General features: G+C 61.6%; 17 protein-coding genes and 1 tRNA gene. 13 read left to right on the top strand and 5 right to left on the bottom strand.

The window, feature by feature from the left end:
* Positions 1 to 51: 51 nt before the first annotated feature.
* The 3 genes from AC1RNA_RS07605 (at position 52) to AC1RNA_RS07595 (ending at position 1,261) form a co-directional block, all read left to right on the top strand.
* The gene (locus tag AC1RNA_RS07605) at positions 52 to 741 is read left to right on the top strand and encodes a class I SAM-dependent methyltransferase (RefSeq protein WP_492950671.1); all 690 of its coding nucleotides are present in this window, start codon (positions 52 to 54) and stop codon (positions 739 to 741) included.
* A 99-nt stretch (positions 742 to 840) separates the two neighbouring features.
* Positions 841 to 917 (top strand) — tRNA-OTHER (locus AC1RNA_RS07600).
* A gap of 92 nt (positions 918 to 1,009) precedes the next feature.
* Positions 1,010 to 1,261 carry a hypothetical protein gene (locus AC1RNA_RS07595; RefSeq protein WP_492950670.1) on the top strand — a complete coding sequence of 84 codons (252 nt, stop codon included), beginning with the start codon at positions 1,010 to 1,012 and terminating at the stop codon, positions 1,259 to 1,261.
* Between the two features lie 336 nt (positions 1,262 to 1,597).
* Here the strand turns inward: AC1RNA_RS07595 and AC1RNA_RS07590 are convergent, their stop codons facing one another.
* The gene (locus AC1RNA_RS07590) at positions 1,598 to 1,765 is read right to left on the bottom strand and encodes a hypothetical protein (RefSeq protein ID WP_492950669.1); all 168 of its coding nucleotides are present in this window, start codon (positions 1,763 to 1,765) and stop codon (positions 1,598 to 1,600) included.
* Positions 1,766 to 2,869: 1,104 nt separating this feature from the next.
* Between AC1RNA_RS07590 and carB the strand changes: the two genes are divergently transcribed.
* From carB to AC1RNA_RS07565, 5 genes are all read left to right on the top strand, one after another.
* Positions 2,870 to 6,199 (top strand): carbamoyl-phosphate synthase large subunit, encoded by a 3,330-nt coding sequence (gene carB, locus AC1RNA_RS07585; protein WP_009337237.1) that lies wholly within the window; start codon positions 2,870 to 2,872, stop codon positions 6,197 to 6,199.
* Positions 6,200 to 6,349: 150 nt separating this feature from the next.
* Positions 6,350 to 6,826, top strand: a complete 477-nt coding sequence (gene greA, locus AC1RNA_RS07580) for a transcription elongation factor GreA (protein WP_009337238.1) — start codon at positions 6,350 to 6,352, stop codon at positions 6,824 to 6,826.
* Between the two features lie 167 nt (positions 6,827 to 6,993).
* The gene (locus tag AC1RNA_RS07575) at positions 6,994 to 7,275 is read left to right on the top strand and encodes a GIY-YIG nuclease family protein (RefSeq protein WP_009337239.1); all 282 of its coding nucleotides are present in this window, start codon (positions 6,994 to 6,996) and stop codon (positions 7,273 to 7,275) included.
* Between the two features lie 66 nt (positions 7,276 to 7,341).
* A complete protein-coding gene (locus AC1RNA_RS07570; RefSeq protein ID WP_492950668.1) occupies positions 7,342 to 7,635 on the top strand; it encodes a hypothetical protein in 294 nt (97 codons plus the stop codon).
* A gap of 120 nt (positions 7,636 to 7,755) precedes the next feature.
* On the top strand, positions 7,756 to 8,157 hold the full coding sequence (locus tag AC1RNA_RS07565) for a DoxX family protein (protein WP_009337243.1): 402 nt from the start codon (positions 7,756 to 7,758) through the stop codon (positions 8,155 to 8,157).
* Positions 8,158 to 8,163: 6 nt separating this feature from the next.
* Here AC1RNA_RS07565 and AC1RNA_RS07560 read toward each other — a convergent pair whose 3' ends face one another.
* Together AC1RNA_RS07560 and AC1RNA_RS07555 are read right to left on the bottom strand one after the other, a co-directional pair.
* Positions 8,164 to 8,922, bottom strand: a complete 759-nt coding sequence (locus tag AC1RNA_RS07560; protein ID WP_009337245.1) for a sulfite exporter TauE/SafE family protein — start codon at positions 8,920 to 8,922, stop codon at positions 8,164 to 8,166.
* A gap of 8 nt (positions 8,923 to 8,930) precedes the next feature.
* Positions 8,931 to 9,404 (bottom strand): Lrp/AsnC family transcriptional regulator, encoded by a 474-nt coding sequence (locus AC1RNA_RS07555; protein WP_492950667.1) that lies wholly within the window; start codon positions 9,402 to 9,404, stop codon positions 8,931 to 8,933.
* A gap of 274 nt (positions 9,405 to 9,678) precedes the next feature.
* On the opposite strand from AC1RNA_RS07555, the gene trxB reads away from it, so the two are divergent.
* Complete coding sequence (trxB, locus tag AC1RNA_RS07550; RefSeq protein ID WP_009337248.1) at positions 9,679 to 10,644, top strand: thioredoxin-disulfide reductase; 966 nt, start codon at positions 9,679 to 9,681, stop codon at positions 10,642 to 10,644.
* A gap of 2 nt (positions 10,645 to 10,646) precedes the next feature.
* Positions 10,647 to 11,570: a LysR family transcriptional regulator gene (locus AC1RNA_RS07545; protein ID WP_009337250.1), complete on the top strand. Its 924-nt coding sequence runs from the start codon at positions 10,647 to 10,649 to the stop codon at positions 11,568 to 11,570.
* 307 nt (positions 11,571 to 11,877) lie between these two features.
* Here AC1RNA_RS07545 and AC1RNA_RS07540 read toward each other — a convergent pair whose 3' ends face one another.
* Complete coding sequence (locus tag AC1RNA_RS07540; RefSeq protein ID WP_492950666.1) at positions 11,878 to 14,292, bottom strand: heavy metal translocating P-type ATPase; 2,415 nt, start codon at positions 14,290 to 14,292, stop codon at positions 11,878 to 11,880.
* Positions 14,293 to 14,337: 45 nt separating this feature from the next.
* Here AC1RNA_RS07540 and AC1RNA_RS07535 point away from each other — a divergent pair, with 45 nt between their 5' ends.
* Complete coding sequence (locus AC1RNA_RS07535) at positions 14,338 to 14,613, top strand: metal-sensitive transcriptional regulator (protein ID WP_040297959.1); 276 nt, start codon at positions 14,338 to 14,340, stop codon at positions 14,611 to 14,613.
* Between the two features lie 176 nt (positions 14,614 to 14,789).
* Positions 14,790 to 17,192 carry a bifunctional diguanylate cyclase/phosphodiesterase gene (locus AC1RNA_RS07530; RefSeq protein WP_492950665.1) on the top strand — a complete coding sequence of 801 codons (2,403 nt, stop codon included), beginning with the start codon at positions 14,790 to 14,792 and terminating at the stop codon, positions 17,190 to 17,192.
* Between the two features lie 312 nt (positions 17,193 to 17,504).
* On the opposite strand, the gene AC1RNA_RS07525 is transcribed toward AC1RNA_RS07530, so the two are convergent.
* Entirely contained in the window at positions 17,505 to 17,741 is a 237-nt protein-coding gene (locus AC1RNA_RS07525; RefSeq protein ID WP_492950664.1) for a helix-turn-helix domain-containing protein, read from the bottom strand.
* 141 nt (positions 17,742 to 17,882) lie between these two features.
* Here AC1RNA_RS07525 and AC1RNA_RS07520 point away from each other — a divergent pair, with 141 nt between their 5' ends.
* Entirely contained in the window at positions 17,883 to 18,491 is a 609-nt protein-coding gene (locus tag AC1RNA_RS07520; RefSeq protein WP_492950663.1) for a hypothetical protein, read from the top strand.
* Positions 18,492 to 18,516 lie beyond the last annotated feature (25 nt).

The raw sequence follows: 18,516 nt of genomic DNA, 5'->3' as shown, positions 1-18,516 counted from the left end.
GGCGCCTGTTCCGGCGCCGGAACCGCTGTCCGAAACCATTACCGGAAGTTCATGGCCTGGATCGATTTCTATGATTCCGCACCTTCGATTTATGTGAGCGATGCCCACCGGCAGGCTCATTTCGCTCTCATCGCCAATGACATCGCGGGTTACATCTCCTCGCCCGAGGCAACGGTGCTGGATTATTCCTGTGGCGAGGCGCTATCGGCTGCGCGCGTCGCAGCGAAGTGCAAACGCCTGATCCTCGCCGAACCCGCGCCGAGCGTGCGCGGGCGTCTCGCGGAGCGGTTTGCCACCGTCCCCAATATCGAGGCGCTGTCGCTAGACGATCTGGCTGCGCTGCCGGACACATCGCTCGATCTCGTCGTGATGATTTCGGTCGCGCAATACATGACGCCGGACGAACTCGACGCCGCCTTCGCGCAGATCCATCGTCTCCTGAAGCCGGAGGGACGCTTCGTGCTCGGCGACATCCTCGATCCCGACGTCGGTGCCGTCACCGATGCCGTCGCGCTTTTGCGGTTCGCCGCGAAAAACGGATTCCTGATCGACGCCGTCACTGGCATTACCCGCATGGCGCTATCGGATTACCGCTCGCTCCGAAGCAAGCTCGGCCTGCGTTGCTACCGCACCGAGGAGATGCTTCACAAACTCGGGGACTCAGGCTTCATCGCGGCGCTGGCGGCGCAGAATGTCGGCACCAATCCCGTCCGCAAGACCTTCATCGCAAAGCGCAAATAGCCAATCGGTCGTTTCACGACCTAAATCCTCTTCTCCCGCCGTTAACCTTGTCCCTCATCTCGCTGTGACGGGTCATTCTGTCGCGGCTAGAGTGTTTTTGGCCCGGTGGCGGAAACGTCTTACGCGGGAGCTGTGCAAAGCTTTTTATCCTGGTTCAAATCCAGGCCGGGCCTCCAATTTTTCTCATTCAATATCGACACCATTTCAGCTTCGGCTTGAACGGCTCCAGAACCGCCCGCCAGCAAGCCTTTTCTGCTATTGTCCTGTCATGGTGACAAACGCGAAAGAATTTATCGACTTTTGGGTCGCTAACAGCGTCCACGCGAAATTAGAGCTTGGCGAGATCGGCAGCTCCCAAAGCGCAGATGAATTGGCGCGCCGACTTCTGGAAGCCGCCAATCAGCTCGGTCTGTCGTCCGATGACATCGTTCGGGAGATCGGTGACCCCGCTGAATACATCAAGGCTAAACTCCGCGAGTTCAATGTCGCCGAGTCAGATCGTCGGGACCCGCATTCGTAGCCAATGAATGATGCTGTCGACGAAGGGCTGGATGCCTCCGACATCGAACACATAGGCCAGACTTAGAGCAGCAAAGAAAACGATGGCGCCCGTACAGACGCCCATTAAAAAGCCCCTCGCAAACCGCGAGTTATTATTGATCGCGTGCGTGTAGACCTGCATTTCTGTTTTTGATCTGAGGGACATTCCCTGAATCCTTGCTGTATGAAGTCAATTGGCCGGTTGCTCTCACAATTCTCCTTACGGCAATCACGCGGACACGGCTTCCTGCGCTACGGCAAAGAAAAACCTCCAGTCATGAGACCGGAGGTTCACCTTCATCATCGCAAATGAAGCTTAACGCTGATCCGGCTTCTGTTGCCCGCCGCCCTGCTGGCCGCCCTGACCGGGCTGCTGTTGCTGCTGCTGGCCCGGCTTGTGATCGCCGCCGCCCTGCTGCTGCCCTGGCTTGTTACCCTGCTGGCTCTGCTGCCTCTGATCGTTGTTCTGATTTTGGTCTGACATGTTTCAATTCCCTCTGTTACGCAGAAGGCCAATGGATCAAATCCGCTCACGTTCCTAAGCATCGAGAGGAATTGGCTCTAAAAGATAATTTAATATCGGCCTTGATTTTCAGCCCTAAGCTCAGGCGAAAACATCAGGCACACGATACATCGTCAGTTTCCGAAGTTGCTGTCGAAAGCTGTTCTTCGGTCACGATGCGCTCACTGCCATCAAGACAGTTCCTGATGCGGTAACGAAATCTGCCATCCATCTCGATCGGCAAATGCGATACGACCATATAGGTAGGCCGTTGTCCTTTGCTGCCACGGCTTGGTCCTTGCGGGGAATGACGGACTTTGCCGCTTATGGGAAATTGATGAGTCAAATACCCTCTCTAAGTCACCTGCATGAAAGCCCCGCCATTTCAGGCAGGACTCTTTGGATCAACCCAATACATCCCTGGAATTGATCGGTTCAGTCATTCACATTCAGCGCTTATGCGCGCCAGATGTCAGCAATCGTCGACCATTTGGCGTTGCAGTTCATGCAATGCCATTTGTTGATGACGGCCTTCGCAGAGTAAGTCGAATTATAGGGCGCCACGAGAACCTGACCGCAAGCGCAGGTATCAGTGCTCTCAGGCCGCGATCTCCTCATTGGCGCAGGAGATGCATCGCGCGCGAATCGTGCCCATTTACGGGCAAATCGTCTTTCAAAGTGAAGCGGGTAAATAACGGCGCTCATGGCTGTTTCCCTCTTCGAGGCGGGAGCACAGCAGCGTCTCTCCGTCATCGGCACCTGATTTTGCCGACTGATCAAGATCATGTGGGGATAACCGATCAGGATTACAAGACGGGGACCATCCTCGCTTGGTCCTGACGGCATCCATCCTGCCCGGCATCCTGTCCCATGGCTCAACGCCGCGGTGTCAAAAAAGCAGGCGAAAGCGGCCCGAAATGCCCCAAATTGCCGGTTGATGGGGGCGTTTAAACCCTTCCACCACACGGGATTCTGGTCTAAAGACACCTCGCGCGCGAAAATCGCGCTCTTGGCTCAAGGGACGCGCGGCTGCGCGCCCTTTTTTTGTGCCGAAATTCCGGCTGGCCTTCCTGCCTGCGAGACTTAATGCCCAAACGTACAGATATCTCGACGATCCTCATCATCGGCGCTGGCCCCATCGTGATCGGCCAGGCCTGCGAATTCGACTACTCCGGCACCCAGGCCGTGAAGGCGCTGAAGGAAGAGGGGTACCGGGTGGTCCTGGTCAACTCCAATCCGGCCACCATCATGACCGACCCGGATCTGGCCGACGCGACCTACATCGAGCCGATCACCCCGGAAATCGTCGCCAAGATCATCGAGAAGGAACGCCACGTCATTCCCGGCGGCTTCGCGCTGCTGCCGACCATGGGCGGCCAGACCGCGCTGAACTGCGCGCTGTCGCTGCGCAAGCAGGGCACGCTGGACAAGTTCGATGTCGAGATGATCGGCGCCACCGCCGACGCCATCGACAAGGCCGAGGACCGTGGCCGCTTCCGCGAGGCGATGGACAAGATCGGCCTCGAATCCCCGCGCTCGATCCAGACCAAGACCCTGCCCGACGCGCTGCGCGCGCTGGAGGAAATCGGCCTGCCCGCGATCATCCGCCCCTCCTTCACCATGGGCGGCACCGGCGGCGGCATCGCCTACACCAAGGCCGAATTCATCGAGATCGTCGAGCGCGGCATCGACGCCTCGCCCACCAACGAAGTGCTGATCGAAGAGTCGGTGCTCGGCTGGAAAGAATTCGAGATGGAGGTTGTCCGCGACAAGAAGGACAACTGCATCATCGTCTGCTCGATCGAGAACCTCGATCCGATGGGCGTGCACACCGGCGACTCGATCACCGTGGCACCGGCGCTGACGCTGACCGACAAGGAATACCAGATCATGCGCGACGCCTCGCTGGCGGTGCTGCGCGAGATCGGCGTCGAGACCGGTGGCTCCAACGTGCAGTTCGGCGTCAACCCGGCGGACGGCCGCATGGTCGTCATCGAGATGAACCCGCGCGTGTCGCGCTCCTCTGCATTGGCGTCGAAAGCCACCGGCTTCCCGATCGCCAAGGTCGCGGCGAAACTCGCGGTCGGCTACACGCTCGATGAAATCGCCAACGACATCACCGGCGGCGCAACGCCCGCGTCGTTCGAGCCGACCATCGATTACGTCATCACCAAAATTCCGCGCTTCGCGTTCGAGAAATTCCCCGGTGCATCCTCCACGCTGACCACCTCGATGAAGTCGGTCGGCGAAGTGATGGCCATCGGCCGCACCTTCCAGGAGTCCCTGCAGAAGGCGCTGCGCGGGCTTGAGACCGGGTTGACCGGCCTCGACGAGATCGAAATCGATGGCCTCGGCCAGGGCGATGACAAGAACGCGATCCGCGCCGCCCTTGGCACGCCGACGCCAAACCGCATTTTGCAGGTGGCGCAGGCGATGCGGCTGGGCTGGTCGGACGAGGAGATTTTCAACTCCTGCAAGATCGACCCGTGGTTCCTCGCGCAGATGCGCGGCATTATCGAGACCGAGCAGAAGGTGCGCGAGCACGGCCTGCCGGACAACGCGTTCGCGATGCGCTCGCTCAAGAGCATGGGCTTCTCCGACGCCCGCCTCGCGGTACTCGCCAACACCACCGACGCCGAGGTAAAGGCCGCACGGCGCGCGCTCGGCGTGCGCCCTGCGTTCAAGCGCATCGATACCTGCGCCGCCGAATTCGCCTCGCCGACCGCCTACATGTATTCGACCTATGAGGCCCCGTTCGCGGGCAAGGTCGCAGACGAGAGCGACCCATCCGACAAAAACAAGGTCGTCATCCTCGGCGGCGGTCCGAACCGCATCGGCCAGGGCATCGAGTTCGACTATTGCTGCTGCCACGCCTGCTTCGCGCTGCATGACGCGGGCTACGAGACCATCATGGTCAATTGCAACCCCGAGACGGTCTCGACCGACTACGACACCGCCGACCGGCTCTATTTCGAACCGCTCACCGCGGAAGACGTGCTCGAGATCATCGACACCGAACGCTCGAACGGCAAGCTGCACGGCGTCATCGTGCAGTTCGGCGGCCAGACCCCGCTCAAGCTCGCACGCGCGCTCGAAGATGCCGACGTGCCGATCCTCGGCACCTCGCCGGACGCGATCGACCTCGCCGAAGACCGCGACCGCTTCAAGCGCGTGCTCGACAAACTGCATCTCAAGCAGCCGAAGAACGGCATCGCCTACTCGGTCGAGCAGGCCCGGCTTGTCGCCGCCGAGCTCGGTTTGCCACTAGTGGTGCGCCCCTCTTACGTCCTCGGCGGCCGCGCGATGCAGATCATCCGCGAGGACAACCAGCTCGGCGACTATCTGCTCGGCACGCTGCCGGAGCTGGTGCCCGCCGACGTCAAAGCGCGTTACCCGAACGACAAGACCGGCCAGATCAACACCGTGCTCGGGAAGAACCCGCTGCTGTTCGACCGTTATCTGTCGGATGCCACGGAAGTGGACGTCGATTGTCTGTGCGACGGCAAGGACACCTTCGTCGTCGGCATTATGGAGCACATCGAGGAAGCCGGCATTCACTCGGGCGACTCGGCCTGCTCGCTGCCGCCGCACTCGCTCGACGCCGCGACCATCGCCGAGCTCGAACGCCAGACGCGCGAGCTTGCGCTCGGCCTCGACGTGGTCGGCCTGATGAACGTTCAGTACGCCATCAAAGACGGCGAGATCTACGTGCTGGAGGTCAATCCGCGCGCCTCGCGCACGGTGCCGTTCGTCGCCAAGGTCGTGGGCCTGCCGGTCGCCAAGATCGCCGCGCGCATCATGGCGGGCGAAAAGCTGGCCTCCTTCAAGCTGAAGCCGAAGAAACTCGGCCATGTCGGCGTCAAGGAATCGGTCTTCCCGTTCGCGCGCTTCCCCGGTGTCGACACCGTGCTCGGCCCGGAGATGAAATCGACCGGTGAAGTGATGGGCATCGACCGCTCGTTCCCGGTCGCGTTCGCCAAGAGCCAGCTCGGCGGCGGCACCCGCGTGCCGCGCACCGGCACGGTGTTCATCTCGGTGCGCGAAAGCGACAAGGAGCGCATCCTGGAGCCCGCCCGCATCCTGACCAAGCTCGGCTTCAAGGTGATCGCGACCTCCGGCACCCAGCGCTATCTCGCCGATCACGGCGTCGCCGCCGACAAGATCAACAAGGTGCTGGAAGGCCGTCCCCACATCGTGGACGCCATCACCAATGGCGAGGTCCAGCTCGTGTTCAACACCACCGAAGGCCCGCAGGCGCTGGCGGACAGCCGTTCTCTGCGTCGCGCTGCCCTCTTGCATAAAGTGCCCTACTACACCACACTTTCAGGTGCCGTGGCGGCCACGCAGGGCATCCGCGCCTACCTGGGCGGAGACCTCGAGGTTCGCACCTTGCAGGGTTATTTTTCCGATCTTTGAGGTCTGACGCCGCCTCCGGGGCGGATCGCCAGAACTGTGCGGGAACTAGCCTGTCCTGTGCATGTTCTTTTCGGTTTGGCCGCCAATGGCCTGACAGACAGTTTTTCAGGCCCGGCGTTTGGCCGGACATGAAATCGAGGAATAGACGACATGGTTGAGAAGCTTCCAATCACCGCCGCCGGACTTGTGGCTCTCGAAGACGAATTGAAGCAGCGCCAATCGGTGGAGCGCCCGCGCATCATCGAGGCGATTGCGGAAGCACGCTCGCATGGCGACCTGTCCGAGAACGCCGAATATCACGCGGCGAAGGAAGCGCAGTCGCATAACGAGGGCCGCATCGCCGAGCTGGAGGACAAGCTCGCGCGCGCCGACATCATCGACGTCTCGAAACTGTCGGGCGACACCATCAAGTTCGGCGCGACCGTCACGCTGATCGACGAGGACACCGAGAAGAAGGTCGTCTACCAGATCGTCGGCGAGACCGAGGCCGACGCCAAGAAGGGCCGCATCTCAATCACCTCGCCGCTCGCGCGCGCGCTGATCGGCAAGAAGAAGGGCACCTCCGTCGAGGTTGTCGCGCCCGGCGGCGCCAAGGCCTACGAGGTCGCGAAGGTCGACTGGAAGTAGCCTTCCGCGAGCTTCAATGGTTCTGAAAAAGGTCGGGCATCTGCCCGGCCTTTTTTTGAGGCAATTGAACGTCAGTACAAAACACGCAAGTATCTCGGCGTCGTCCCCGCGAAGGCGGGGACCCAGAGCTACCTTAAAAATGTAGATTTCCTGCCCAAGAGGCAGCCATGTTTTGCGTCTACATCCTCGCCAGCGCTCGCAACGGAACACTGTATATTGGCGTCACCAATAACGTCACAGCACGGCTCGCGTTACATCGGTCCGGCCAAGGGTCGGAATTCGTAGATCGATATTCCGTGCACCGCCTTGTGTACATTGAAACTTATTCCAGAGCGACAGAGGCCATCCAACGAGAAAAGCAAATGAAGAAATGGAATCGTGCCTGGAAGATACGATTGATCGAACGGGACAATCCGGAATGGCGGGATTTATCTGATCAACTTGTTTGAAGAGAGCTGGGTCCCCGCCTGCGCGGGGACGACTGGGATAAAATGCGGCGTTCTCGACTGGCATTGATGGCATCAATCAAGATACTGGCACTGGCCGTCATACTCACGGCAAGCCCCGCGCGCGCCGACGAATTACTGCCCGTGCCGCCGGACGGGCCTGCACAAACGCAATCAGCTGCGCCGACAGAAACGTCCGTTCATACCGGCCCGCCGCAATGCCTGCACTGGACCGACGGATGCATCAGTTGCACGCGCAACGACATCGCGGACAAACCGGTCTGCTCCAACATCGGCCCCGCCTGCCAGCCTGCGGAGATCCGTTGCATTCAGGGCGAACCTTCGCCCGGCAAAACCCCGTAGGCCCGCCAATATGCCGCGGCCCTCGCATGCTTCGCACATATTTTTGTTCGGCGATGGCTTGGTTCCGAATCGCGCCATGCGATACGATGAATCATCGCCATCTTCACAAAGAGAGGACCGATGAGCATCGAACGAACCCTGGCGCCCTGGCAGCCGCAAGTTCTCAGCGTCCTACGCTTCATCGCCGGACTTGAAATCCTTCAGCACGGCACGGCGAAGATTTTGCATTTTCCGGCCGTGCCGCAATTCGCCAACGTGCAGATCGGATCGCTGATGGGCATCGGCGGCCTGATCGAACTGATCGGCGGCGCGTTGATGGTGCTCGGCCTGTTCACACGACCGACCGCGTTCATCCTCTGCGGCTTCACGGCGGTGGCCTATTTCATGGTCCACGCCTCCAAGAGCTTCTTCCCGGTCCTGAACGGCGGCGAACTCGCGGTGCTGTACTGTTTCGTGTTCCTGTACATCTTCGCCGCAGGCCCCGGGCCGTGGAGCATCGACGCCGCGCGCGGCAGATCCTGATCTGCCTTACGGCCTGACGAAGAAAATCACAGTCAAAGCCGCGCCGATGGCCACCACCACGGCGCGGACTATTTTATCCGGCAGCATTCGCGCCCAGCCGACGCCGCAATAGCCGCCCACGGAGGCGGAGATCATCGTCACGATCGCATGCGGCCAGTGTACCAGCCCGCCGAAAATCAAGAGCACCGCCGCCACCGCCTGAATCAGGAAGGCGATGGTGATGCGGATCGCATTGGCCTTGTGATAGTCGCCGCCTTCAAGAATGAGCAGCGCGGCGAGGATGACGAAGCCGATGCCTGCGCCAAAAAAACCGCCATAGATCGACACCACCACCATCAGCCCATAGGCCGCGATGCGGACGCCGGTCTCCGCGCGCACCGACCACGGCTCGACGAATTTCCGGATCGGCCCGCTGAACGCGAACAAGAGTGTCGCGAACAGCAGCAGCCACGGCACCAGCGGCTTGAAGCCCGCATTGCCAAGCCAGATCAAAAGCCCCGCACCGATCGCACCGCCGATCACCCCGATCACCGCGAACGGAATGAATTCGCGCCAGTGCGATTTCACTTCGTTACGGTAGGCCGCGACGGTCGCGAGATTGGACGGCGTGATCGCGACCGCGCTGGTGGCGTTGGCTTCCAGCGCATTCAGCCCGCAGGCGATCATCGCCGCGAAGGACAGGAAGGTGCCGCCACCGGCGACGGAGTTGACGATGCCTGCGAGGAAGCCTCCTCCAGCCAGCAGCAGAAAATCTGTAACGCTCATGTGCGCGTTCAGACTTTCAATTCCAGCGGCACGGCGGGCGCGTATTTGGAATTGTGCAGCACCAGCGAGGTGCGCACGTTCTGTACATGCGGCGCGGCGGTGAGATGCGTCACGAAGTCCTGAAAGGCCGCCATGTCGGAGGCGACGCATTTCAGGATGAAATCGACCTCACCCGACAGCATCCAGCATTCGCGCACGATCGGCTGGGCATTCACGAACGCCTCGAAGGCACGCAGGTCGGCATCGGCCTGGCTCGACAGATGGACGGACGCGAACACCGTGACGTCGAAGCCGAGCGCCTTGGGATCGAGCAGCCCGCGATAGCCGTGGATGTAACCTTCGTCCTCCAGCGCCCGGACACGCCGCAGGCAGGGCGGCGGCGAAATGCCGACCCGTTTGGCCAGTTCCACATTGGTGATGCGGCCGTCCTCCTGCAGCTCGTGCAGGATCCTGAGGTCGATGGCGTCGAGTTGTTTGGTCACGGGCTCCCCGGCTCCTGTTCGCGGCGCAACAATTCGAGCTTGTAGCGGGCTCTCCGCCGTTGCGCAATTTTATTGCGCGGGTCTTGAGGCCTGCTGGCTTGGGGAAAATTGCCGATGGGGGGTTGCAAATCTTGCATAGCTCGTAGGAAAGCCTACATTGTCCCAACCAGACTATGAGCGCCGCGGTGGTGGCAATTTCTCCCTGATTTTCACCGATTTGCCACCGGTTTGCCAAAGGGCGCTTCGTCCTCAAGGTCAAATCGAAGAGTCGTCCATGGCCGCTCCTATTCACGCCAAAGTCGTTATCATCGGGTCCGGCCCGGCAGGTTACACCGCAGCAATTTATGCTGCGCGTGCGATGCTTGAGCCTGTCCTGATCCAGGGCATCCAGCCGGGCGGCCAGCTGACCATCACCACCGACGTGGAAAACTATCCGGGCTTTTCCGACGTCATCCAGGGCCCCTGGCTGATGACGGAGATGGAAAAGCAGGCGACCCATGTCGGTGCGAAGATCGTCACCGACCACGTCAACAAACTCGAGCTTGGGCAGTCGCCGTTCCGCATCACCTGCGATTCCGGCGACGTCTATCTCGCGGAGGCCGTGATCCTCGCGACCGGCGCACAGGCGCGCTGGCTCAGCATTCCCTCCGAAGAAACCTTCAAGGGCTTTGGCGTTTCGGCCTGCGCCACCTGCGACGGCTTCTTCTACCGCAACAAGGAAGTCATCGTGGTCGGCGGCGGCAACACCGCGGTCGAGGAAGCGCTGTTCCTCACGAACTTCGCCTCCTCGGTGACGCTGGTCCACCGCCGCGACAGCCTGCGCGCCGAGCGCATCCTGCAGGACCGCCTGTTCAAGCATCCCAAGATCAAGGTGGTGTGGGACAGCGAGATCGCGGAAATCGCCGGCGAGCAGAACCCCTCCAAGGTCACGCATGTGCGCCTGCGCAATCTCAAGACCGGCGCGATCAGCGAGCAGGCCGCCGACGGCGTCTTCATCGCGATCGGCCATGCGCCCGCGACCGAACTGGTGCAGGGCCAGCTCAAGCTGAAACCCTCGGGCTATATCGAGATCGCCCCGCACTCCACCGCAACCTCCGTGCCCGGCGTGTTCGCCGCCGGTGACGTTGCCGATGAACATTACCGGCAGGCCGTGACGGCCGCCGGCATGGGCTGCATGGCCGCGCTCGAAGCCGAGCGTTTCCTTGCCGCCCGTGCGAGCGAACGCGCCGCAGCGGAGTAATCATGGCCCGATCTCACGACGGACTGACCGATATGGACTGGGACAAGCTGAAGGTGTTCCACGCCGCAGCCGAGGCCGGCAGCTTCACCCATGCCGGCGAGCAGCTTGGGCTGTCGCAATCGGCGGTGTCGCGCCAGGTCAGCGCGCTGGAGCAGGAATTGTCGGTGTCGCTGTTTCACCGCCATGCCCGCGGCCTGATCCTCACCGAACAGGGCGACCTTTTGTTCCGCACCGCGCATGACGTCTTCATGCAGTTGCAGGCGGCACGCGCCAAGCTGACCGACAGCCGCGAGCGGCCGAGCGGGGAGCTGAAGGTGACGACCTCCCCCGGTCTCGGCATCAACTGGCTGGTGCCGCGGCTCACCGAATTCACCTCGCTCTATCCGGAAATCCGGCTGGCGCTGACGCTGACCGACGAGGAACTCGACCTCTCGATGCGCGAGGCCGACGTCGCGTTGCGCACCCGCAAGCCGACGCAACCCGATCTCATCCAGCGGAAACTTTTTTCAATCGGCTTCCACGCCTACTGCTCGCCGGACTACGCCAAGAAATTCGGCACGCCGCGCACGCTGGAGGAACTGGACAATCACCGGTTGATCGTGCTCAACGCGCAGAACCTGCCGCCACATCTGCAGAACAGAAACTGGCTGATCGAGGCCGGACGTAACGGCGCGGGGCCGCGCGAGCCGTTCTTCAAGGTCAACAACGTGCTCGGCCTGGTCCGTGCCTGCCAGCAAGGCATCGGCATCGCCGCGCTGCCGGATTACCTCATCGACGAGGCCAATCGCCTGCTGCAACTGTTCGGTGAGGACGATTCGATTCAACTCGATGCATATTTCGTCTATCCCGAAGAATTGAAGTCGGTGGCACGCGTCCAGGTGTTCCGCGATTTCATCGTCAGCAAGGCGCAGCGCTGGCCGTCATAGCCAGAGATGTATGCAAAATGTCGTAGGTAAGAATGTCGCACGCATCTTGCGCATGACTGACATTCCAAACCCGCTGTTGCGATACATCGCCGCTCGATACGATACTCTTTTCATCCGATGCACCGGTTTGCATCCTGTCCCCTCCTCCTGCGGACCCCTGCATCGGAATCTTTCCAACTGTGAAAACGGAAGGAAGGATGATCGTATCGGCCTCTCAAGGCTGTCGACTAACAAGCCGGGCTTTTTGCCCGGCTTTTTTCGTTTCAGGCATTCCGTTCGTCCTGCCTTCACTATGGCGTGAGCTGCATCACGCGGACAGCCGCAGCCGCGCCAGCCGCAAGGCGTTACCGATCACGCTGACCGACGACAACGCCATGGCCGCAGCACCAATCGCAGGCGACAGCAGCAGGCCGAAGGCCGGATACAAAATGCCAGCCGCGATCGGCACGCCGGCCGCGTTGTAGAGGAAGGCGAACAACAGATTCTGGCGGATGTTGCGCATCGTCGCGACCGACAAGGCCCGCGCCTGCACGAGACCCATCAGGTCGCCGCGCAACAGCGTGATGCCTGCGCTCTCGATCGCCGCATCGGTGCCGCCGCCCATGGCGATGCCGACATCAGCGGCCGCGAGCGCGGGTGCGTCGTTGACGCCGTCGCCGACCATCGCGACACGGCGGCCCTGTTTTTGCAAACGCTGCACAGCTTCGCTTTTGTGTTCGGGCAGCACATCAGCCTCGACCTCGGTGATGCCGAGCCGTTCAGCGACCGCGCGTGCGGTGGCGATGTTGTCGCCCGTCAGCATGACGACGTGCAGCTTTGCCGCACGCAGGCGCTCAAGCGCGGACCGCGCGCTGTCCTTGATCGGATCGGCGATGGCGATGATGCCGCGCACGACGCCATCGACAGCCGCATAGATCACCGTCGCGCCCTGCCCGCGCTGCTCTTGCGCCGTGTCATCGAGCATTGAGGTGTCGATCTTCAGATCCCGCATCAGCGCCGCATTGCCGAGCGCGATGGTCTTGCCCTCCACGCGTCCGCTGGCGCCCTTGCCGGACGGTGAATCGAAGTCCTCGACCTTGCTGCAGACAAGCTGGCGGCGTTTTGCCGCCGCGACGATGGCCGCCGCCAGCGGGTGCTCGCTCGCCTGTTCGACACTCGCGGCGAGACGCAGCAATTCGTTCTGGCTGAAATTCTCCGTAGTCTCGATCGCAACGACATCGGGCCTGCCTTCCGTCAGCGTGCCGGTCTTGTCGATCACGAAAGTGTCGATCTTCTCCATCCGCTCCAGCGCATCCGCATCGCGCACCAGAATGCCGGAGCGCGCGCCGCGCCCGATGCCCACCATGATCGACATCGGCGTGGCGAGGCCGAGCGCGCACGGACAGGCGATGATCAGCACCGTCACCGCTGCGAGAAGCGCGAAGGAATAGCGCGGCTCGGGGCCGAACATCGCCCACGCAGCAAAAGCAATCGCCGCCGCCGCCACCACGGCGGGCACGAACCAGCCCGCGACATAATCCGCCAATCGCTGCACCGGCGCGCGCGAACGCTGTGCCTTGGCGACCAGATCGACGATGCGCGACAGCACCGTGTCGCGACCGACTTTGTCGGCGACCAGGACAAGCCCGCCACTCTGGTTCAGCGTGCCGCCGATCAGTTGCGCGCCCGCTTCCTTGGTCACCGGCATCGATTCGCCGGTGACCATCGATTCATCGACGGCGGAGCGGCCCTCTTTCACCGTGCCGTCGACCGGCACCGTCTCGCCGGGCCGCACCCGCAACAGGTCGCCGACCACGACCGCATCGAGCGCGATGTCTTCGTCAGTGCCGTTCTTGATGCGGCGCGCCGTCTTCGGGGCAAGCGACAACAGCGCGCGGATGGCGCCGGAGGTTTTCTCGCGCGCGCGCAACTCCAGCACCTGCCCGAGCAGCACCAGCGTCACGATCACCATCGCTGATTCGAAATACACCGCGACCCCGCCATGCATGTCGCGGAACGCTTCGGGAAACGCCTGCGGCGCAAGCACCGCCGCGACGCTGTAAAGATACGCGATGCCGGTGCCCATCGCGATCAGCGTGAACATGTTGAGATTCCACGTCGCGACCGAACGCCAGCCGCGCACGAAGAACGGCGCACCCGCCCACAGCACCACCGGAGTTGCGAGCGCGAGCGACAGCCAGTTCGACATGACCGGCGACACCAGATGCTGATCGAACAGATGCCCGCCCATTTCAATCACGAACACCGGCACGGTGAGCACCAGCGCGATCCAGAAACGGCGGCGCATGTCGATCAGTTCGGGATCGGGCTTGTCGTCGAGCGAAACGGTTTCCGGCTCCAGCGCCATGCCGCATTTCGGGCAAGAGCCGGGACCGATCTGGCGCACCTCGGGGTGCATCGGGCAGGTGTAGATCGTGCCGGGCGCGGCCTCGGGTTCAGGTTGTTTTGGCGCAAGGAATTTTTCCGGCTCTGCTGCAAAACGATCATGGCAGCGCTGGCCGCAGAACACGTACTCGGTGCCCTTGTAAGTAAAGCGTCCACCTTTCGGAGCATGGGGGTCGACCTTCATGCCACAGACCGGGTCGATCGCCACCGGCGCTGCGTCCGTGGCCGCCCCGTGGCAGCAGGAGCCATGTGCCTCGTGAGAATGCGCGGCAGGCACAGGCGCTTTCGTACCATGGGAGCCGCAGCAGCCTGATTCCCCGTTCGCATCGTGAGCCATGGCATCCACCTTGATCTTTATACCCCTAGGGGGTATATGGACGATATGAGAGACGAGATCAAGTCATCCTGTCGAAAACGGCTGAAACGCATCGAGGGCCAGATTCGCGGCCTCAGCGACATGATCGAGGCGGACCGCTACTGCATCGACGTCGTGACGCAGATCGCCGCCGCGCGCGCCGCCTTGCGCCGCGTCGAGGAGGAAATCCTGCGCGATCATGTGGCGCATTGCGTCGAGCATGCAATCCGCTCGGGCGACAAGGCGGATCAGCGTAAGAAAATTGCCGAACTGATGGACGTGGTGAGCCGCGCCGACCGGTAGCCGGTAGCCGATTCCCCGCTCCGGCACGCTTCGTTCGCGTTTGAACGAACCAATCAACCAATTCGTAAACTTAACGAAGGGTCGGCGGCATCGTAGCTGCCGAGTTTACAACTTCTTACCGAACGTCGCTCTAGGTTGCATGCAATCCCGTACCCCTGCCGCTGCAACCGGTTTCCATGTTCAAAATCTATAATTGTATCGCGACCGCCCACGATCTGAGGCTGGTCGTTCTCGCAGCCATTGTCTGCGGCTTGTCATCCTTCGCCGCCTTCCGCCTGCTACATCATGCGCGAACCGTGCAGGGGCAGATGCGCCACATCTGGCTCGCGGTGTCCGCCGTTGCCATCGGTTTCGGCATCTGGTCGACGCACTTCATCGCGATGCTTGCCTTCTCGCCCGGCATTCCGAGCGGTTACAACATCGCTCTCACCGCGATATCGCTGGTGGTGGCCATGCTGCTGACCGGCGGCGGCCTGGTGGTAGCGATGATCCCGGGCTGGAGCGCGGGTCCCGCCCTGGGCGGCGCCATCGTCGCGGGCGGCATCGCCGCGATGCATTACACCGGCATGGCCGCATTCGAGATCGCAGGTATCGTGGTCTGGGATTTCGGCATGGTCGCATGGTCCATCGTGCTGGGCGCAACGCTTGGCGCCATCGCGCTGCCGGTTGGCCTGCATGACCAGTCCGAGAAGTGGAAAGCCGCAGGCGCTGCGCTGCTGACGCTGGCGATCTGCAGCCATCATTTTACCGGCATGGCCGCCGTGACCATTCTTCCCGATCCGAACATCGCCGTTCCCGCCACCGCGCTGCCGCCGGCCCTGCTCGCGATCCTCGTCTGTGCGGCAAGCCTCACCATCATCCTGCTCTCGCTGACCGCGGTCGCGCTCGATGTCCGCGACAGACGCCGCGCCGAGCTTGAGACCGACCGGATGCGTGGCCTCGCCAACGCCGCCGTGGAAGGCCTCGTGGTCTGCGACGGCGACACCATCGTGACCGTCAATGAAAGTTTCGCGCAACTGGTCGGCCTGTCGTCGGCCATGCTGGTCGGCAACAAGCTCGACCACTGCCTTCCGGACGACACCGCGCGCGAACGGCTGCTGACCTCGTCGAACCAGCCGATGGAAGTGACCCTGCGCCACCACGACGGATCGATGATTCCGGCTGAAGTCATTCTGCGGCCGATCGACTACGCGGGACGCCCTCATCATGTCGTCGCCGTGCGCGATCTGCGCGCGCGCAAGAAGAACGAGCAGCACATCCGCTATCTCGCCCATCACGATGCGCTGACCTCGCTGCCCAATCGCACCTCATTCAATGCAGCGATCGACGAAGCACTTGCGGCCCTCCCGAAAGACAACAAACTCGCCGTGCTCTGCCTCGACCTCGACCGCTTCAAGGAGGTCAACGACCTGTTCGGCCATGCCGCAGGCGACAGGGTGCTGCAGACGGTCGCCAATCGTATCGGCGGCCTGCTCGGCAGCGGGCAGATCATGTCGCGTCTCGGCGGCGACGAATTCGCGATCCTGCTGCCGAACATCGCCCGCGCCGACGCCGCCCGCCGCTTTGCCGAAAACGTGCTCGCCGCGCTGCGCCTCAAGGGCGACACGCCGGAGACCGACGGCATCTCCAGCAGCCTCGGCATCGCGCTCTATCCGGACGACGCGAACGACCGTCAAATGCTTCTCAGCCATGCCGATACCGCGCTGTATCGCGCCAAGACCGAAGGCCGAAACACCTATCGCTTCTTCGAGGCGAAGATGGGCGCCGAGGTCCGCGAACGGCGGATGATCGAGCACGATCTGCGCCATGCGGTGGCCCGCAACGAATTGCGGCTGGTCTACCAGCCCCAGCACGACATCCAGAACAATATCGTTACCGGGTTCGAGGCGCTGCTGCGCTGGAAGCATCCGACGCGCGGCGATGTCTCGCCTGCGACGTTCATTCCGATCGCGGAAGAAGCCGGAGCTATTCTCGGCATCGGCGAATGGGTCCTGCGCACCGCCTGCCGCGAAGCCGCGTCATGGCCGCAACCCTTGACCATCGCGGTCAACGTCTCGACCTTGCAGATCTACGACCCGAACTTCGCGCATCTCGTGCACCGCATCCTGATTGAAACCGGGCTTTCACCGAACCGGCTCGAACTCGAGATCACCGAAACCGCGCTGGTGCGCGACCTCAACCGTGCATTGCTGACGCTGCGCCAGATCAAGGCGCTGGGCGTTCACATCGCGATGGACGATTTCGGCACCGGCTATTCGTCGCTGTCGAACCTGCGCGCCTTCCCGTTCGACAAGATCAAGATCGACGGCTCCTTCATCAAGTCAGTCGACAGCAACGAGCAGGCGGCGACCATCGTGCGCACGGTGCTGGGGCTCGGGCGCGGGCTCGGTCTGCCGGTGCTCGCCGAAGGCGTCGAGACCGCGGGCGAGATGAAATTCCTGCGCGAGCAGAACTGCGACGAGATTCAGGGCTACCTGATCGGCCGCCCGGCGGCGATCGAGAATTTCCGCGAGTACACCCATAACGAGGCGCCACGCGAAATCGCGGACGAGGCAGTCGCGGAGTTGAAGGCGGGATAAGGGGGGTCGGCGCCCATGGGTGCCCGGCGATGGTACGTTGGGTGGGATCGAATAATGTCACTATCTATATGATATAATGATATTTATCATAAGATAATTTTTCAAAGGCCAACAAAAAGGCCAACTAATTGCGTCCAACTCCCCACTCTTGTCATACTCACTTCAAAGCCAACTTTGCGGTGAGTTCAGAGTCCGCGGTTGAAAGTCAGCCAATGGAACCAGCCTTTCAGAACTCACTTTCCGAGTAACCCGTGCAGTCTTCTGAAATCGTCGTGCGCGGTCAAACGCACCCAGCGGCCTTGCTGGCCAAGGCTAGCGTTCAGAACCGTCATTCAGCAACATCCAAGGTCTCACCTTGAGCCCGCGGGCGATGCGCGCAATGTTGTCGATGGAGACGTTGCGCTCAGACCGCTCTACTCCACTCAGATAGGTACGGTTGATCCCGCACTCATGCGCCAAGGCTTCCTGGCTCAGACCACGCTCCGCGCGAAGGCGACGCATGTTCTTCGCCAGCGTATCCCGCAGCGGCCCTTTGTGAGTTCTTTTCACTAAGGCATATCGGCCTTGTGCCGCTTTTAAGGCGACCGCTTTTAAGTTACATTCGACATTGATGATGGAAGTGGCGCTGCGCTGAATCGATCCAACACGGATTCTCGGTGGAAAATTCCCATGCGAAGACAGGGAGCGAGAATGGACTCGGAGGAGCGGGACGAACAGATCAAACGGAAACAACGCCAGAGGTGGGTGACGGAGATCGAGCAGGAGTGCGCCAGCCTGAAAACGAATGAGGCGGTGCTGCACAACAAAGTACTTCACAAGCACATTCTCGCAAACTGGCGAGAAAACAGCCCGAAAATGTGGGCGAGCCTGAGAACGAGCGGATCGTCGGTCGCGGACAAACTGGCCTACGTCCTGCAAGAGAGGATGTGGCAAAGGTCGGACGAATTGCTGAGGAGCGGAATGCCGGCGACGGACGCGCAGGAGCAAGCGGAGCGCGAAATTCTGATGCTGGAGCCGGAAGCGGACGTTCTGACAGAGGATCGGCTGGACTCGTGGACGCCGCCACTACCGAAACACGTATTAGAAGCTTCAGCCCAATGCAATAATGAGAAAATATTAATGCAAGCTACCGCCAAGAATCCAATACCCACAGATCGCCGTACTCAAAGAGAGTTAGAGTTGCTGGAGGCGGTGGCCGCCGTCCGGCCGGATGTGCGACGTCGGATTCAAAAAGATATGGTTTTGGAGATCGTCGCCGTCATCGCCCTCTTGATGGTGCTTAAACTAGTGTTCGGATGATCGCTGGCCCTTGGGCAAGCTCCCC

The organism is Afipia sp. GW821-FHT14H12, from assembly GCF_058803465.1.
The sequence above is the reverse complement of the archived record's forward strand: the minus strand, read 5'-3'. Positions and strand labels throughout refer to the sequence as shown.

Bases quoted from the DNA above. Each gene is read 5' to 3' on its own strand.
- AC1RNA_RS07605 (WP_492950671.1), top strand. From the start codon at position 52: ATGGCCTGGATCGATTTCTATGATTCCGCACCTTCGATTTATGTGAGC.
- AC1RNA_RS07565 (WP_009337243.1), top strand. From the start codon at position 7,756: ATGAGCATCGAACGAACCCTGGCGCCCTGGCAGCCGCAAGTTCTCAGC.
- greA (WP_009337238.1), top strand. From the start codon at position 6,350: ATGGTTGAGAAGCTTCCAATCACCGCCGCCGGACTTGTGGCTCTCGAA.
- AC1RNA_RS07545 (WP_009337250.1), top strand. From the start codon at position 10,647: ATGGCCCGATCTCACGACGGACTGACCGATATGGACTGGGACAAGCTG.
- AC1RNA_RS07535 (WP_040297959.1), top strand. From the start codon at position 14,338: ATGAGAGACGAGATCAAGTCATCCTGTCGAAAACGGCTGAAACGCATC.
- AC1RNA_RS07530 (WP_492950665.1), top strand. From the start codon at position 14,790: ATGTTCAAAATCTATAATTGTATCGCGACCGCCCACGATCTGAGGCTG.
- AC1RNA_RS07520 (WP_492950663.1), top strand. From the start codon at position 17,883: ATGGACTCGGAGGAGCGGGACGAACAGATCAAACGGAAACAACGCCAG.
- AC1RNA_RS07575 (WP_009337239.1), top strand. From the start codon at position 6,994: ATGTTTTGCGTCTACATCCTCGCCAGCGCTCGCAACGGAACACTGTAT.
- AC1RNA_RS07570 (WP_492950668.1), top strand. From the start codon at position 7,342: ATGGCATCAATCAAGATACTGGCACTGGCCGTCATACTCACGGCAAGC.
- trxB (WP_009337248.1), top strand. From the start codon at position 9,679: ATGGCCGCTCCTATTCACGCCAAAGTCGTTATCATCGGGTCCGGCCCG.
- AC1RNA_RS07560 (WP_009337245.1), bottom strand. From the start codon at position 8,922: ATGAGCGTTACAGATTTTCTGCTGCTGGCTGGAGGAGGCTTCCTCGCA.
- carB (WP_009337237.1), top strand. From the start codon at position 2,870: ATGCCCAAACGTACAGATATCTCGACGATCCTCATCATCGGCGCTGGC.
- AC1RNA_RS07590 (WP_492950669.1), bottom strand. From the start codon at position 1,765: ATGTCAGACCAAAATCAGAACAACGATCAGAGGCAGCAGAGCCAGCAG.
- AC1RNA_RS07540 (WP_492950666.1), bottom strand. From the start codon at position 14,292: ATGGCTCACGATGCGAACGGGGAATCAGGCTGCTGCGGCTCCCATGGT.
- AC1RNA_RS07595 (WP_492950670.1), top strand. From the start codon at position 1,010: ATGGTGACAAACGCGAAAGAATTTATCGACTTTTGGGTCGCTAACAGC.